Origin of the sequence: Mycobacterium barrassiae (assembly GCF_025822765.1) — a bacterium.
In the GTDB taxonomy this organism is placed as follows: Bacteria; Actinomycetota; Actinomycetes; order Mycobacteriales; family Mycobacteriaceae; genus Mycobacterium; species Mycobacterium barrassiae.
Genome location: NZ_JACKUK010000034.1, coordinates 114,224 through 128,540 on the forward strand (window position 1 = coordinate 114,224; position 14,317 = coordinate 128,540).

15 protein-coding genes and 1 pseudogene are annotated in these 14,317 nt (G+C 66.8%); 7 read left to right on the top strand and 9 right to left on the bottom strand.

What is annotated here, in order from left to right; all coding sequences use genetic code 11:
- Position 1 precedes the first annotated feature (1 nt).
- The 6 genes from mftF to mftA all read right to left on the bottom strand — a co-directional run bounded on the left by mftF (position 2) and on the right by mftA (position 5,083).
- Positions 2-1,414, bottom strand: a complete 1,413-nt coding sequence (gene mftF, locus H7J93_RS23125; protein ID WP_267308622.1) for a mycofactocin biosynthesis glycosyltransferase MftF — start codon at positions 1,412-1,414, stop codon at positions 2-4.
- Entirely contained in the window at positions 1,411-2,154 is a 744-nt protein-coding gene (gene mftE / locus H7J93_RS23130) for a mycofactocin biosynthesis peptidyl-dipeptidase MftE (RefSeq protein WP_267308623.1), read from the bottom strand. The genes mftF and mftE overlap by 4 nt, the downstream gene beginning before the upstream one ends.
- A 134-nt stretch (positions 2,155-2,288) precedes the next feature.
- A complete protein-coding gene (mftD, locus tag H7J93_RS23135; protein WP_267308624.1) occupies positions 2,289-3,479 on the bottom strand; it encodes a pre-mycofactocin synthase MftD in 1,191 nt (396 codons plus the stop codon).
- Positions 3,480-3,483: 4 nt separating this feature from the next.
- Positions 3,484-4,671 carry a mycofactocin radical SAM maturase gene (mftC, locus tag H7J93_RS23140; protein ID WP_267308625.1) on the bottom strand — a complete coding sequence of 396 codons (1,188 nt, stop codon included), beginning with the start codon at positions 4,669-4,671 and terminating at the stop codon, positions 3,484-3,486.
- Positions 4,668-4,985: a mycofactocin biosynthesis chaperone MftB gene (gene mftB, locus H7J93_RS23145; RefSeq protein WP_372508009.1), complete on the bottom strand. Its 318-nt coding sequence runs from the start codon at positions 4,983-4,985 to the stop codon at positions 4,668-4,670. The genes mftC and mftB overlap by 4 nt, the downstream gene beginning before the upstream one ends.
- Positions 4,970-5,083, bottom strand: coding sequence for a mycofactocin precursor MftA (mftA, locus tag H7J93_RS23150; RefSeq protein WP_267308627.1), 114 nt, complete (start codon positions 5,081-5,083; stop codon positions 4,970-4,972). The genes mftB and mftA overlap by 16 nt, the downstream gene beginning before the upstream one ends.
- Positions 5,084-5,188: 105 nt before the next feature.
- Here mftA and mftR point away from each other — a divergent pair, with 105 nt between their 5' ends.
- From mftR to H7J93_RS23165, 3 genes are read left to right on the top strand one after another with little or no spacing between them, the layout of a single operon-like run.
- Positions 5,189-5,812 carry a mycofactocin system transcriptional regulator MftR gene (gene mftR / locus H7J93_RS23155; protein WP_267308628.1) on the top strand — a complete coding sequence of 208 codons (624 nt, stop codon included), beginning with the start codon at positions 5,189-5,191 and terminating at the stop codon, positions 5,810-5,812.
- 42 nt (positions 5,813-5,854) lie between these two features.
- Entirely contained in the window at positions 5,855-6,379 is a 525-nt protein-coding gene (locus H7J93_RS23160) for an RNA polymerase sigma factor (RefSeq protein ID WP_267308629.1), read from the top strand.
- The gene (locus H7J93_RS23165; RefSeq protein WP_267308630.1) at positions 6,376-7,656 is read left to right on the top strand and encodes a VOC family protein; all 1,281 of its coding nucleotides are present in this window, start codon (positions 6,376-6,378) and stop codon (positions 7,654-7,656) included. Before H7J93_RS23160 ends, H7J93_RS23165 begins: the two co-directional genes overlap by 4 nt.
- Before the next feature lie 69 nt (positions 7,657-7,725).
- Here H7J93_RS23165 and H7J93_RS23170 read toward each other — a convergent pair whose 3' ends face one another.
- Positions 7,726-8,901: an FAD-dependent oxidoreductase gene (locus tag H7J93_RS23170; protein WP_267308631.1), complete on the bottom strand. Its 1,176-nt coding sequence runs from the start codon at positions 8,899-8,901 to the stop codon at positions 7,726-7,728.
- Between the two features lie 45 nt (positions 8,902-8,946).
- Entirely contained in the window at positions 8,947-9,393 is a 447-nt protein-coding gene (locus H7J93_RS23175) for an Rv2324 family transcriptional regulator (protein ID WP_267308632.1), read from the bottom strand.
- A gap of 290 nt (positions 9,394-9,683) precedes the next feature.
- On the opposite strand from H7J93_RS23175, the gene ddaH reads away from it, so the two are divergent.
- The 4 genes from ddaH to H7J93_RS23195 are packed head-to-tail and all read left to right on the top strand — an operon-like array spanning position 9,684 to position 14,107.
- Positions 9,684-10,457: a dimethylargininase gene (gene ddaH, locus H7J93_RS23180; RefSeq protein WP_267308644.1), complete on the top strand. Its 774-nt coding sequence runs from the start codon at positions 9,684-9,686 to the stop codon at positions 10,455-10,457.
- Between the two features lie 14 nt (positions 10,458-10,471).
- Positions 10,472-11,707, top strand: a complete 1,236-nt coding sequence (gene rocD, locus H7J93_RS23185) for an ornithine--oxo-acid transaminase (RefSeq protein ID WP_267308645.1) — start codon at positions 10,472-10,474, stop codon at positions 11,705-11,707.
- A 16-nt stretch (positions 11,708-11,723) separates the two neighbouring features.
- Complete coding sequence (locus H7J93_RS23190) at positions 11,724-13,229, top strand: amino acid permease (RefSeq protein ID WP_267308633.1); 1,506 nt, start codon at positions 11,724-11,726, stop codon at positions 13,227-13,229.
- Positions 13,226-14,107, top strand: coding sequence for a universal stress protein (locus tag H7J93_RS23195; protein ID WP_267308634.1), 882 nt, complete (start codon positions 13,226-13,228; stop codon positions 14,105-14,107). The genes H7J93_RS23190 and H7J93_RS23195 overlap by 4 nt, the downstream gene beginning before the upstream one ends.
- 86 nt (positions 14,108-14,193) lie before the next feature.
- On the opposite strand, the pseudogene H7J93_RS23200 reads toward H7J93_RS23195, so the two are convergent.
- Positions 14,194-14,317, bottom strand: a pseudogene (locus H7J93_RS23200) (IS630 family transposase); the annotation flags it as partial.

Here is a 14,317-nt window from a genome sequence, read left to right on the forward strand (position 1 = left end):
TTCAGGTCCGGATCTGGGGCTTGAGGGCGCCGACATGCCGTTCACGCACCACGCCGGTCCACAGTCCCGCGCCGTAGGCGATGTCGTCGAGCCGCTTCAGCAGGATGTAAGTGAGCAGCCCGACCGGCTTCGCGTCGTCGTCACCGTTGCCGTTGCGGGTGATCCAATCGACCACCCCGTCGACGATGGCGGCGACCAGCACCACCTGGCGACACCGTCGGGACAGCAGTGCGGCGATGAACGCGACGGGCCAGTAGTGCCGGCAGATCGCCGACGCCAGCTGCAGCGCCGCGGACCACAGTCCGCGGGCGGCGACGACCGCCACTTCCTTCGGTTCGGTCTCGACGGTGGACAGCGAACGTGCGATCCGGCGACCGGTGATCGCGGCGACCACCATCGACGCCAGGTAGCCGATGCCCGAGCCCATCGCCATCAGCATCCAGGCGACCAGCGTCCACCCCGAGATGACCAGCGGAGCCGTCTTGCCCGGGTGCCGGACCGACAGCGGCGCCGCCGATTCACCGTAAAAAGCCCTGCGCGAGAACCATTCTCGTAGTTGTGTGCGGTGATCGTGGGCAACCAGCGCGACGGGTTCATACCGCAGGCGGGCACCGGCCTCGATCAGCCGCCAGCACAGGTCGACGTCTTCACCGGACTTGAGTGTCTCGTCGAAGCCGCCCAACTCCTTGAGCACGGTGGTTCGGCAGATGATCGCGGCGCTGGGCACGTAGGAGACGGTGCCGTAGGGAACCACAGGGGCCTCGCGCAGTCCGAGGTCGAGGGAGGACCTCACGGCCTCGTAGCGCGCCACCAGATTGTCGGGCTCGCGCAGTCCGACGATTCGCGGGGCCACCAGCGCCACCGCAGGGTCGCAGAAGTGGCCGAGCAGCGCCTCAAGCCACCCCCGCCGCGGGACGACGTCGGAGTCCAGGAACGCGATGTAGTCGGTGTGGCATGCCGCCATGCCGGTGTTGCGCGCGGCCGCGGGACCCTTGCTGCGGTCATGCCGCAGGATCTGAACGTCGCTGTACATCTGCGCGAAGTCGGCCTGCTGCACCGGGGTGACCGACCCGTCGTCGACCACGATGATGCGCATACCGCGCAGTGCCGCGACCAGCCGGCGAAGACCAGATGCATTGTTCCGCACCGGAATAACGACAGTGACATCACGGTGCGACGGACCGGTCGCAGGTCGCGGATGCGCGACGGTGGCATCGAGGAGAGTGCGGGCCAGCTGCGCGCTGACCGCATCGTGCACCTCGAGCCGCCCGCCGTTGATCATGGTCTGCGCCGCGGGCGCGAGCCGCAGCAGTCGGGTGGGCGATCCGCCCAGCAGGGCCGAACCCTCACCGAGCACCTTCACCCGGCGATCCACCTGGACGGCGAACCCGTCGGGCAGGCGTGGTCCTGTCATGTCAACATCCCGTCCCGGTCGGGCGTCCACCGGACCACGCGTCGCAAACACCCGTCGATCATCTCTGCAAAGATCCGCGCACCTTCCTCTGCGGTCGCCGTGGTGGGATCACCGAGAATACCCACGTCACTGACCGCGGCGATGCCGCCTTCGCGCATTGCCGGCATGAGCTGCCCCAACGGGGCGCGATTGCCGGGGACCCGTTGGTCGATCGACACGTCATCGGGCGAAATATGTAGCAATACAGACGTTTCGGTATGTCCGGCGTGGGCGTCTGCGTTCTTGGCGCTACAGGAGCACCAGCCCACGTCGCGACCCTCGTACCGGAGCAGAGCCGCGGCCGCTGCCAGCGCTTCGACGTTCCCTCCGTGCCCGTTGACGAAGACCAGACGCGACGCCCAGCGCGCGGCGGACCGGCCGAACTCCACCAGCAACAGACGCAGCGCAGAGGTGCCGATGGAGACGGTGCCGTCGAACTCTTCGTGCTCGCCGCTGGCGCCGTACGCGATCGCGGGAGCGACCAGCCACTTCGATTCATCTCCGACGGCAAGCTGTCCGGCAAGAGCGCGGGCGACCGCCGTCGCGATGCGGGTGTCGGTGTCCAGCGGCAGGTGAGGGCCATGTTGCTCCGTCGAGCCGACGGGGACGATCAACGCTGATGACGTGCTCTGCAGCTGCCACGACGTTGCGTTCGCGAGCTCGCCTCCAGAGGTCACCCGCCGATGGTAGGCCGAATTCACCTGGCGTGCGCCAATTGTTGGCGCATGCGAAGGAATTGATTTGCTCAAATTTTCGCCAGTGACAATGTGCCGTTCACGTCAGCCCCCTGCGCCACGCCTGTACCAGGAATTTCGCGCGCGTAAGCCGGTGGCGATCAGGCGTTCGGGTTTCGGGGCACGCCGAGCGCCCTGGTGAACCCATCGGGCACCAGCACATCATCTGGACTGAGGTCGTGCACCGAGGCATGACCAAGTCCCATCAGGGCCGAGTCGATGCCGCCGCGCAGCACGTCGAGCACATTCTCGACGCCGGCCTGCCCGTTGGCGGCCAGCCCCCAGAGATAGGCACGTCCGATCATGACTGCGCGTGCGCCCAGCGCGACGGCCTTGACCACGTCGCTGCCGCGCCGGATGCCACCGTCGAGCACGACCTCGACGTCGTTGCCGACCGCCTCGACGATCGCGGGCAGCGCCCGAATCGACGCAGGCGTGCCGTCCAGGTTGTTGCCACCGTGGTTGGAGACCGAAATGGCCGAAACACCCGCGTCTACAGCACGTTTCGCGTCGTCGACGCGCATCACGCCCTTGAGCATGAATGGCCCACCCCACAGCTCACGCAGCCAGGCGATGTCCTCCCAGGTCGGCGGAGGGGTACCCATCCACTCGCCGTACGCCGCGAAGAACGGCGGGCCGGCTTCGCCGCGCGCGGCCTGGTTGGGCACGCGCAGGTTCGGCGGCCGCATGGTCTTGCTCCACTGCCACATCCACCCGGGCCTGCTCAGCCCCGTCGGCAGCATCCGCACGGTCGTACGCAGGTTCATCTCTTCGGGGATTTTCGGGCTGCCCCAGTCACGTCCGTGCGAGAAGCTCCAGTCGGTGGTCACGATCAGGCCGACGGCGCCCGCAGCCCGCGCACGCTCGACCCGCGCGGCGATCGCGTCCCGGCCACCGAGCCAGTACACCTGGAAGAAGAGTTTCGGGTTGGCGGCGATGACCTCTTCGATCGGCTTGCTGGCGAACGAGGACAGGCCCATGGCGGTGCCCCGCGCGGCAGCGGCCCGCGCGACGGCGACCTCACCCTCCGGGTGGACCGCCTGCACGCCCGTCGGCGATATCAGGACGGGAAGCGAAATATCCTGTCCCATAACGGTTGTCGCGAGATCTCGCTTTTCGGTCGCGCCGATGACGTGCGGGGCGAAGCCCAGCTCGGAGAATGCGTCGACGTTGTCGGCGACGGTCACGCCGCGCTCGCTGGCCGCAAGCAGTGCGGAGTACACCGGCTTGGGCAGTCGCCGCTTGGCCCGCTCCTGGGCGGCGGCGACGGTTTCGAACCAAATGTCGGCCATTGAACTACACCGGGCTTTCGTTACAGAGCCGCGCAGGCGGTTTGGTCAGCAGCTTGAGCATGACCGGCTGACTGCGCGAGTGATCAACACTGGACTTGGGTTTGACGCGGTCGCGGGCCAGCGCCGGAGCTCCGTAGCCCTCGACGCATTCCGGGTCCGGACCATCCATTGGAAGACCGGTGAAGAACTTGGCCGCCATGCAGCCGCCGCGGCAGCTGTCGTAATGGCCACAGCTGCTGCACGCTCCGGCGGACTGCGGCTCACGTAACTCGCGGAACAGCGGGGCGTTCTTCCAGATGTTGTCGAAACCGTTGTCGGTCACGATGTTTCCGGCCAGGAAGCGGTCGTGGATGGCGAACGGGCACGCATAGACGTCGCCGACCGGGTCGATCAGGCAGACCACTCGTCCGGCGCCGCACAGGTTCAGACCCGCCAGCGCGCCGGGCTCGCCGAGGCCGGACAGGTGGAAGAACGAGTCGCCGGTGAGGACGCCGTCGCCCTTGGCCACCAACCAGTCATACAGCTGCACCTGCTGTTCCGCGGTGGGGTGCAGGTCGTCCCACACATCGGCGCCGCGACCCGAGGGACGCAGCCGGGTGATCCGCAGGGTGGCGCCGTAACGCGCTGCCAGAGCGGCGAAGTCGTCGAGTTGGTCGACGTTCTCGCGGGTCACGACGACGGAGATCTTGGCGTCCTTGAAGCCCGCCTCGGCGAGGTTCTCCAGCGCACGGATCGCCATGTCGAATGAGCCCGCTCCCCTTACGGCGTCGTTGACTTCCGCCGTCGCGCCGTCCAGCGAGATCTGGACGTCGACGTAGTCGCTGGCCGCGAGGCGCGCTGCCACGTCGGCGTTGATGCGCACGCCGTTGGTGGAGAACTTGACCCCGACATGGTGAGCGGTGGCGTAGTCGACGAGCTCCCAAAAGTCCGACCGCACAGTCGGTTCGCCGCCGCCGATGTTCACGTAGAACACCTGCATGCGTTCGAGCTCGTCGATGATGTCCTTGCACTGCTGCGTGGTCAGCTCGCGCGGATCGCGTTTACCCGACGAGGACAGGCAGTGCACGCACGCGAGGTTGCACGCGTAGGTGAGCTCCCACGTCAGGCAGATGGGCGCATCCAATCCGTGCTCGAACTGCTCGATGAGGCGCGGCAGGGGCTGTGCAACCGGCCGGGAGTCAACTGATGTCATTGCGGCACCAACATTTTCGATTGAGCGAGCACGCCGAGCGCGTGCAGGTACGGGGCCTGCTGCGCGTCGTCGATTCCGGCGGCGCGACAGGCGGACCGGACGTCGGGGTGGTCAGCAAGCGACTTGACCACCTCGACGATCGTCCGGTTCTTCAGAAACGACAGCTTGCGCGTACCGAAGTGATACAGCAGCGCGCCGAACGGCTCGGGCCGCACGGCCACCTGGTGGTGAAGCCGCCAGCTGAGGTCGGGATCGAACGTCGTCACGGTCCCGTCCTCAGCCGCAGACGAGGTCACGGTCAGTAGACCCCGCACATCCCGTCGATCGACACCTCTTCGACGAGGGTCTCGGTGACGAGCTCATTGTCTGACGACGCCGCCACAGCGGCCTCTGCTGTCTGATTCGGCTCCACTACCCGCACCTTTCCTTGACAGAATCTCGACAAACTGTGATCGAGGTCGCAATAATATGGCATCGAGTGCCAGAATGAAAAGCCGGGGCCGGAAAAGGAGCGCAGGTGGACCCAGATTCCGAGCATCGCGTCGGCCGGCGCCGGTCCACGAGCTGGGACCACATCAGCAATGTGGCGCTCGAGTTGTTCGCCGCCCGCGGCTTCGAGGACGTCAGCGTCGACGACGTCGCCGAGGCAGCGGGCATCGCGCGGCGCACGCTGTTCCGGTACTACCCGTCCAAGAACGCGCTGCCCTGGGGTGACTTCGAGGCCCACCTGACCCACATGCGCGACCTGTTCGCCGACCTCGACCCGGAGGTGGGCATCGACGCCGCGTTGCGCACGGCGCTGTTGGCGTTCAACACCTTTGACGATGCCGAGACGGCACGACACCGACAGCGGATGCGCGTCATCCTCCACTCAGCGGAGCTTCAGGCCTACTCGATGACGATGTACGCGGGCTGGCGCGCCGTCGTCGCCACGTTCGTCGCACGCCGGCTGGGCATGAAGGAGACTGACCTCGTACCGCAGACGGTCGCGTGGACCATGCTCGGCGCCGCGCTGTCGGCCTACCAGCATTGGCTCGACGACGAGTCGGTGCCGCTCCTGCAGGCGCTCGACGACGCCTTCGACACCGTCAGCGACGGGCTCAAGGCCCTGGACAGCCGCGCCGTCCCAAAAAATTCGTGATTAGGGCGTCGGAGTTGCGGCCGCCGCGGCGACGATAAGGGTGTGAGCGCCGAACCGGATGGCAACGACGCTCCGCGCCAGCTGCTGGCGATGTACGACGAATCACTGCCCGTCGTGTACGGGTATTTCGTCCGCCGATGCAGCGACCGCGGAACCGCCGAGGATCTGACGTCGGACACCTTCCTGGCGGCGATGGACGCCGCCCGTAAGGATGATCCGCCGCCGATGACGCTGCCGTGGCTGCTCGGGGTGGCCCGCCACAAGCTGGCCGACCATTACCGTCGCCGCCACGACCGGTTCAACGTCCCCGTCGCCGAGTTGCCGGAGCCCGTCGACGCGGGCGACGACTGGGACGCCGAGCTCGACCGCATCGTCGCGGAGAGTGTGCTGGCCAAGCTGCCCGAGCAGCATCGCACCGTGTTGGCTCTGCGCTATATGGACGACTGCTCCGTGCCGGAGTGCGCGCAGCTGATCGGACGTACGGTGCACGCCACCGAGGCGCTGCTGGTGCGGGCCCGGCGAGCCTTCAGATCCCACTATCCGGAGCCGGAAGGAGGGAAGCCGTGAACAACAGCCACGATCCGCTGCGCGTGCTGCATGGCGATGAGCTTGTCGTCCAACCTGATCCGGCGTTCGCGGCTCGACTGCGCTCACGACTGGAAAGGGCATTGAACCTGCCCAATCGAACCGAAGGAGTCGAAATGAGCGGAACCGATACCGCCATCGCAGAACTGACCCAGCCGGCGCCTGCCGCCGGTCTGCCGAGGCCTGGCGCACTGCCCTACCTCACCGTCGCCAACGCGCGCGAAGCGATCGACTGGTATGTCGACGCATTGGGCGCCGTCGTCGTCGGTGAGCCGTTCCTGATGGCCGACGGCCGTGTCGGGCACGCGGAGCTCGCGCTCGGTGGCGGCGTGCTGTACCTGGCCGACGAATATCCGGAGATCGGGCTGAGAGGTCCAGCCCCGCAATCGAACTCGGTCAGCCTGATGTTGGCGGTGCCCGATACCGATGCCGCGCTCGAACAGGCCCGTCAGCGAGGCGCCCGGGTGCAGCGGGAGCCGTACGAGGACCACGGGTCGCGGGGCGCGACGATCATCGATCCGTTCGGGCATCGCTGGATGCTCAGCGGACCCGTCACCGGCGCTGTCGTGCCGATCCAGCACGGCGACGTCGGCTACATCTCGGTATGGACGCCCGACGCCGACCGGGCGGCGGCGTTCTACGGCCGCGTGCTCGGCTGGGAATACGACGCGGCAACCCACCAGGTCACCAACACCAAACAACACATCGGCATCCACAGCGTGCCGGGGCACACCACGCTGTTCTGCAGTTACGCGGTGCTCGATCTGGATGGTGCGCGACAGGCGATCGTCGCCGCCGGTGGGACCGTGGACCAGCTGGAGGAGTTCGACTTCGGCGTGCTTTGCGGGGCGACGGATCCGGCCGGAACCAGTTTCGCGGTGTTCCAGCCGGCCCCGGGCATCCCCCGGCCCGAGTTGAACGGCACTGGGCCCGGCGAGCTTTCGTACATCACGTACGAGGTGCCCGACTCGGCCGCCTTCAAGGCGTTCTACAGCGGGCTGTTGTTCTGGACGTTCGAGCCCGGTCGCATCGACGACGGCTGGCAGGTGCAGGGCACCCACCCGATGGCGGGCGTCGCCGGCGGTAGCGCACAGGCCGTCACGGTGCCGATGTGGACCGTCGAGGACGTCGACGCCGCGGTGGCGCGCGTGCGTGAGGCGGGCGGCACCGTCATCGACGAGCCGTCGCAGCAGGCATACGGAAAGTCGGCGCTGTGCACCGACGACCAGGGCTCGAGGTTCTATCTCGGCGAGTTCTAGTTTGCGATTGCGATTTCGGCGTGGCTGGTCACGTTGAGCGTGACCCAGCACGCCGAAATCGCAAGAAAACTAGCCGAGAACGTCGGCGATCGGAGCGCCCGCGGCGATCTTGCCCCGGGCCTTCATCACCTTTCCTGGCATGCCGCCGCCGACCACTCCGGCCACGATGCCGTCGCGCTCGTAGTACGCCAGGAACTTGCGGCCGTCGTCCTCGACGACGTGGACGACGTCGTCGGCCTCGGGCTCGCCGAGGCACTGGATCTTGACGTCGTACTGGTCGCTCCAGAAGTAGGGCACCGAGGTTATGGCGGGGGTGTCCTGGCCGAGCATCGCGGGCACGAGCACGCGCGCCTGGTCGGCCACGTTGCTCCAATGCTCCACGCGCACTTGGTGTCCGAGAGTGTGACGCCAGGAAGCCACGTCGCCGATCGCCCACACATGCGGTGCGCTGGCACGGCCGCGGTCATCACACACGACGCCGTTGTCGATCTCGAGGCCGCTGCCCTCGAGCCAGCCGGTGGCCGGATGCGACCCGATGCCGATTACCACCAGATCCGCGTCGAGCTCGGTGCCGTCGTCGAGGACGACCTTCTCCACCCGGGCGGTTCCGCTGACTTGCGCGACGCCGATACCGCATCGCACGTCGACACCTTCGGCGCGGTGCAGCCGGGCGACCAGTTCACCGATCTGCCCGCCGAGCACCGACGCCAGCGGCGACGGCTGCGGTTCTACCAGGACCACCTCGACGCCCAGCCCGCGGAGACTCGCCGCCACCTCACAGCCGATGAATCCCGCGCCGATGACGACCGCGCGTCGCGCCGAGCCGGCCTCCTTGCGCAGCGCGAGGCTCTCGTCGAAGTTGCGCAGCACGTGAATTCCCTCGAGATCGGGGAACGACGGAATGCGTTTGGGCACCAGGCCCGTCGCGATGATCAACTCGTCGTAGTGAAGTTCGGTGCCGTCGGCCAGCGTCAACGTCTGCTTCGCGGTGTCGACCGATCGAGCCCCGTTGCCGAGCAACAAGGAGATGTTGTTCTCTTCGTAGAACTCGGCGGGCTTGAGCGTGACGTCGTCGGTCTCCGCGCGCAGCACTTCCTTCGAAAGAGGCGGCCGGTCGTACGGCAGGTGGTCCTCGTCGCTGACGATGGTGACCGGGCCGGGGTACTCCGAGCGCCGCAACTGTTCGGCCGTGCGGGCTGCCGCCAGGCCGCCGCCGACGATGACGACTCCTCCACTCGTGGACATGGGCAAATTTTGCACGATGCCGACAGCCAATTGGCGGCCACCCCGTCAGCCGCGGTCCCTGTCGATGATGTTGGTCAGCACCACGATGCTCTCGCTTCGTTCGACATCGGCCGCCGAGCGGATCCGTTCCAGCGCCTCCTCGAGATGGCGCATATCGCGCGCGACGACATGCAGGATCGCATCGGCGGTTCCCGTCACGGTCGCCGCGCCGATCACCTCGGGAATGTCGATCCAGGCCGCGCGCAACCGTTCTGGTGCGATGGTGCCGTGCCGGAACACCTGCACGTACGCCTCGGTGGTCCAGCCGAGCGCACTGCGGTCGACGACGGTGGTGAACCCGCGGATGACGCCGTTCTCGAGCAGCCGGTCGACCCTGCGTTTCACCGCGGGCGCCGAGAGGCTGACCCGCTCGCCGATCTCGGCGTAGGTGGCCCGCGCGTCATTGGCGAGTGCGGCCAGGATCCGCTCGTCCGTCTCATCCAGGCGGTCCATCGTCACCTCCACGCAACAAATCACCAGAATTCTACGTCTGAGGCAACAGATAGTAGGTCATTGCGCAATAGACGGCGATTGCTTGCAAAATGAATCGGCCATATCGTTGATTTATGACGACTTCAGATCTCGCCGCGTCCGCGGCGCCGGTATCCGATGTCGCCGCACTGAGGCGCCCCGGCGCCGACAGAGCACCCGCGAGGCGCCCCGGCGCCGACAGAGCACCCGCGAGGCGCCCCGGCGCCGACAGAGCACCCGCGAGGCGCACTCCCCGCCCCCGCCACTACGCAATGACGGCGCCGACGTTCTTTGCCGTCGAGTATGCGATCAACCCGTGGATGGACACCTCGGTGTCCGTGGACACCCATGTCGCGCTCAGCCAGTGGGAACGACTGCGTCAGACGTACAAGGAACTCGGCCACACCGTCGAGTTGGTCGAGCCGGTCGCCGGGCTGCCCGATATGGTCTACGCCGCCAACGGCGGCCTCATCGTCAACGGCGCGGCCGTCGTCGCACGGTTCGCCTATCCGCAGCGCGCAGGCGAATCGGCGGCTTATGCCGAGTGGATGAGCCGGCACGGCTATGACGTCGCCGAAACCCGGCATATCAACGAAGGCCAGGGCGACCTGCTGGTCGTCGGCTCGATCATCCTGGCGGGATACGGTTTTCGTACGGAACGAGAAGCGCACGACGAGATCGCCGCCACCGTCAAGATGCCCGTCGTCAGCCTCGAGCTCGTCGATCCGCGGTTCTACCACCTCGACACCGCACTCGCCGTGCTCGACGACACCACGATCGCGTTCTACCCGCCCGCATTCAGCGAGAAGTCCCGAGCGACCCTGCTCGAGCTGTTCCCCGACGCCATCGAGGTGGGCAGCGCCGATGCATACGTACTCGGCCTCAACGCCGTATCCGACGGCCTCAACGTCGTTTTACCTGCCGCCGCAACCGGTTTCGCCGAACAACTCAGGAATGCCGGGTTCCGACCCGTCGGCGTCGATCTCTCCGAACTGCTGAAGGGCGGCGGATCCGTCAAGTGCTGCACATTGGAGGTACATCCGTGACCATCGTCGACACCATGAACGCCACCGAGGAAGCGATCGCCCTCGACGACCGCTACGTCGCACACAACTACTCGCCGCTGCCGGTGGTCGCCGCGAGTGCAGAGGGCGTCTGGATCACCGACGTGGAGGGCCGACGCTATCTCGACTGTCTGGCGGCCTATTCGGCGGTCAACTTCGGCCACCGCAATCCGGAGATCACCGCCGTCGCCCACGCGCAGTTGGACAAGCTGACACTCGTGAGCAGGGCTTTTCACTCCGACCGCCTGGGCCCTTTCTGCGAGGCGTTGGCCGAACTCTGCGGCAAAGACATGGTGCTGCCGATGAACAGCGGCGCCGAAGCCGTGGAGAGCGGCATCAAGGTCGCCAGGAAGTGGGGTACCGACGTCAAGGGCGTACCCGCCGGTCAGGGCAATATCGTGGTGGCGCGCAACAACTTCCACGGCCGCACCACGACGATCATCAGCTTCTCCGACGATGAGACGGCGCGACGGGGCTTCGGTCCGTACACGCCGGGGTTCCGGGCGGTGCCCTTCGGTGACGCCGACGCCCTCGCCGCGGCGATCGATGAGAACACCGTCGCGGTTCTGCTCGAACCGATCCAGGGTGAGGCCGGGATCATCGTGCCGCCAGGCGACTACCTGTCTCGGGTGCGTGCGCTGTGCACCGAGCGCAACGTGTTGATGATCGCCGACGAGATCCAATCCGGCCTGGCACGCACCGGACGCACCTTCGCCTGCGACCACTTCGACGTGGTGCCCGACATGTATCTGCTCGGCAAGGCGCTCGGCGGCGGTGTGGTTCCGCTTTCGGCCGTGGTGGCCAACCGGGACATCCTCAGCGTGCTGCATCCGGGTGAGCACGGCTCGACATTCGGGGGTAACCCGCTGGCGGCAGCCATCGGCACCACCGTGGTGGCGATGCTGCAGCGAGGCGAGTTCCAGTCGCGCTCAGCAGAACTCGGCGAGCAGCTGCACCGCCGACTGCACGCCCTCTTCGGGTACGGCGTGGTCGCGGTACGTGGCATGGGGCTGTGGGCAGGCGTTGACATCGATCCGGCCCTCGGCACCGGCAAGCAGATCAGCCGCAGGCTCGCCGAGCGCGGCGTCCTGGTCAAGGACACTCACGGGTCGACGTTGCGTTTCGCTCCACCGCTGGTGATCACCGCCGAGGAGATCGACTGGGCGATTGATCAATTAGCCGATGTTCTGGCCGATGCGGGTCCACACTTGACCGGGAGCACCACGCGATAGGCCTTCAGGAGGCAGCATGACAGCCCCATCGATAAGCCTCAGAGAGCAGCTGCTGCGCCGCCGGCCGGTGATCGGCGCGCCGGTCGCACACGGCGCCTCCGACCACTTGGAACGAACCCTCGGCACGTTCAACCTGACGCTGTTCGGCGTGGGCGCGACCGTCGGCACCGGCATCTTCTTCGTGTTGCAGTCCGCGGTCCCGGAAGCCGGTCCGGCCGTGATCATCTCGTTCATCATCGCGGGTATCGCCGCTGGACTCTCCGCGATCTGCTACGCCGAGATGGCTTCGGCGGTGCCCGTGTCCGGCTCCACCTACTCCTACGCGTACACGACGCTCGGCGAGTTCGCCGCGATGGGCATCGCCGCCTGTCTGCTCCTTGAATACGGCGTATCGATATCCGCGGTCGCGGTCGGATGGAGCGGCTATCTGAACAAGTTGCTGGACAACCTGTTCGGCGTCCAGATCCCCGACGCACTGAGCTCCGCACCGTGGGATACCACCCCCGGCATCGTCAACCTACCCGCCGTCGCCGTGATCGTGATGTGCGCGCTGCTGCTGATCCGCGGGGCCAGCGAGTCCGCGCTCGTCAACACCATCATGGTCCTCATCAAGCTCGGCGTGCTCATTCTGTTCGCGGCCGTCGCGTTCACCGCCTACAACGCCGACCATTTCCAGGGCTTCATGGACTACGGCTGGGCCGGCATCAACGCGGCGGCGAGCACCATCTTCTTCTCGTACATCGGCCTCGACGCGGTCTCCACGGCCGGCGACGAGGTGAAGAACCCGCAGAAGACGATGCCGCGCGCGATCATCGCCGCCTTGATCATCGTCACCAGTGTGTACGTTCTGGTGGCGGTCGCCGCGCTGGGAGCCCAGCCGACAGCGGAGTTCGCCTCCGAGGAGCAGGCCGACGCGGGCCTGGCGGTGATCCTGGAGAACATCACCGGAAGCACCTGGGCCAGTACGGTTCTCGCGGCGGGCGCGGTCATCTCGATCTTCTCGGTGGTCCTGGTCGTGATGTACGGACAGACACGCATCCTGTTCGCCATGGGCCGCGACGGTCTGTTGCCGTCGCTGTTCGCCAAGGTGAATCCGCGCACCATGACGCCGGTCAACAACACCGTCATCGTCACCGTGATCGTGTCGCTGCTGGCCGGCTTCGTGCCGCTGGATCACCTGCTCGACATGGTGTCCATCGGTACTCTCATCGCGTTCATCACGGTGTCGATCGGCGTCATCGTGCTACGGCTCCGCGAACCCGACCTGCCCCGCGGGTTCAAGGTGCCGCTGTACCCGGTCACGCCCATCCTTTCGGTGTTGGCCTGCATCTGGGTGCTCCGCGGCCTGAACTGGTACACGTGGGTGTGGTTCGGCGTCTGGGTCGGTGCCGCGCTGGTGTACTACCTGCTCTGGAGCCGCCATCACAGCGCGCTGAACGACGGGGGTGACGGCTACATCCCCACGGCCGCCGCAGGCGAGGACGACGTGATTCTGGCTCACCCGCCAGAGGAGAAGTCGTGACGGTCGCCGTCGGCTATCTGGCAGGCAAGGGCGGCCGCTCGCCGCTCTACCTCGCGGTGGAAGCGGCGAGAACGCTGGAGACGTCGGTCACCGTGGTCACGGTCGTGCCGCGGCCGTGGATCACCCCGTCGCTCGCCCGTGTGGATGCCGAATACGCCCAGTACGCCGAACAATTGGCGGCAGACTCGGCCAAAGAGGCGCAACAGTGCCTCGATTCGATCGCCGACGGGCTCGACGTCGGCTTTCACAAGGTCGCGCACCGGTCAGCCTCCGCCGGCCTGTTGGAAGCGGTCGACGAGCTCAAAGCCGAAGTGCTGGTGCTGGGTTCAGCCACAGACGGCAAGCTGGGACAGGTCATCGTCGGCTCGACGGCCGATCGGCTGCTGCACTCGTCGTCGATACCGCTGGCCATCAGCCCACGGGGTTACCGCGGCTCGAAGGCCGGCGGGCTGACCCGGATCACGTGCGCCTATCCGGGCACCCCCGACTGCATTGATGCTGTCGAACGCGTTGCGGCACTTGCCGAGAGGCTCGGTGTTCCGATGCGCGTCATCACCTTCGCTGTGCGCGGCCGCACCATGTATCCGCCCGAGGTCGGTCTGCGCGCCGAGGATTCGATCCTCGAGGCGTGGGCGGAGCAGTCACGAGAGGCCTTGGCCCAGTTGAAGGCTGACCGCATCGTCAGCGAGGACACGGTGTTGGAGGTGACCACCGGCTACGCCTGGGATGAAGCCATCGACGCCGCCGACTGGCAGGATGGCGAGTTGCTCGCCCTTGGCACCAGGCCAAGGGGCGGGATCGTCCGGGTGTTCCTGGGATCCCGGGGGGCGAAGATCGTGCGGCACAGCCCGGTACCGGTCCTGGCGCTGCCGGGCTAGTCCCCGCAGCATCTACGGCGAGCAGTCGCGAAAACCCCCAATTTGGGCCGAAACTGGGGGTGTCCGCGTCTGCTCGCGGGAAGAAACTAGTGTCCTGAGTCGTTAATTCGGGTGCAGTAGTTGCCGATGCTGGCGAGGATTTGGTCGGCGGTCTTGGTCCAGACGTAGGGCTTGGGGTTTTCATTCCAGTGCTCGATCCAGGCGCGGATG

What these genes read in the sequence shown, in the direction of transcription:
- mftF (WP_267308622.1), bottom strand. Translation starts at nt 1,414, where the DNA reads ATGACAGGACCACGCCTGCCCGACGGGTTCGCCGTCCAGGTGGATCGC.
- mftD (WP_267308624.1), bottom strand. Translation starts at nt 3,479, where the DNA reads ATGGCCGACATTTGGTTCGAAACCGTCGCCGCCGCCCAGGAGCGGGCC.
- mftC (WP_267308625.1), bottom strand. Translation starts at nt 4,671, where the DNA reads ATGACATCAGTTGACTCCCGGCCGGTTGCACAGCCCCTGCCGCGCCTC.
- H7J93_RS23170 (WP_267308631.1), bottom strand. Translation starts at nt 8,901, where the DNA reads ATGTCCACGAGTGGAGGAGTCGTCATCGTCGGCGGCGGCCTGGCGGCA.
- H7J93_RS23175 (WP_267308632.1), bottom strand. Translation starts at nt 9,393, where the DNA reads ATGGACCGCCTGGATGAGACGGACGAGCGGATCCTGGCCGCACTCGCC.
- ddaH (WP_267308644.1), top strand. Translation starts at nt 9,684, where the DNA reads ATGACGGCGCCGACGTTCTTTGCCGTCGAGTATGCGATCAACCCGTGG.
- rocD (WP_267308645.1), top strand. Translation starts at nt 10,472, where the DNA reads ATGAACGCCACCGAGGAAGCGATCGCCCTCGACGACCGCTACGTCGCA.
- H7J93_RS23190 (WP_267308633.1), top strand. Translation starts at nt 11,724, where the DNA reads ATGACAGCCCCATCGATAAGCCTCAGAGAGCAGCTGCTGCGCCGCCGG.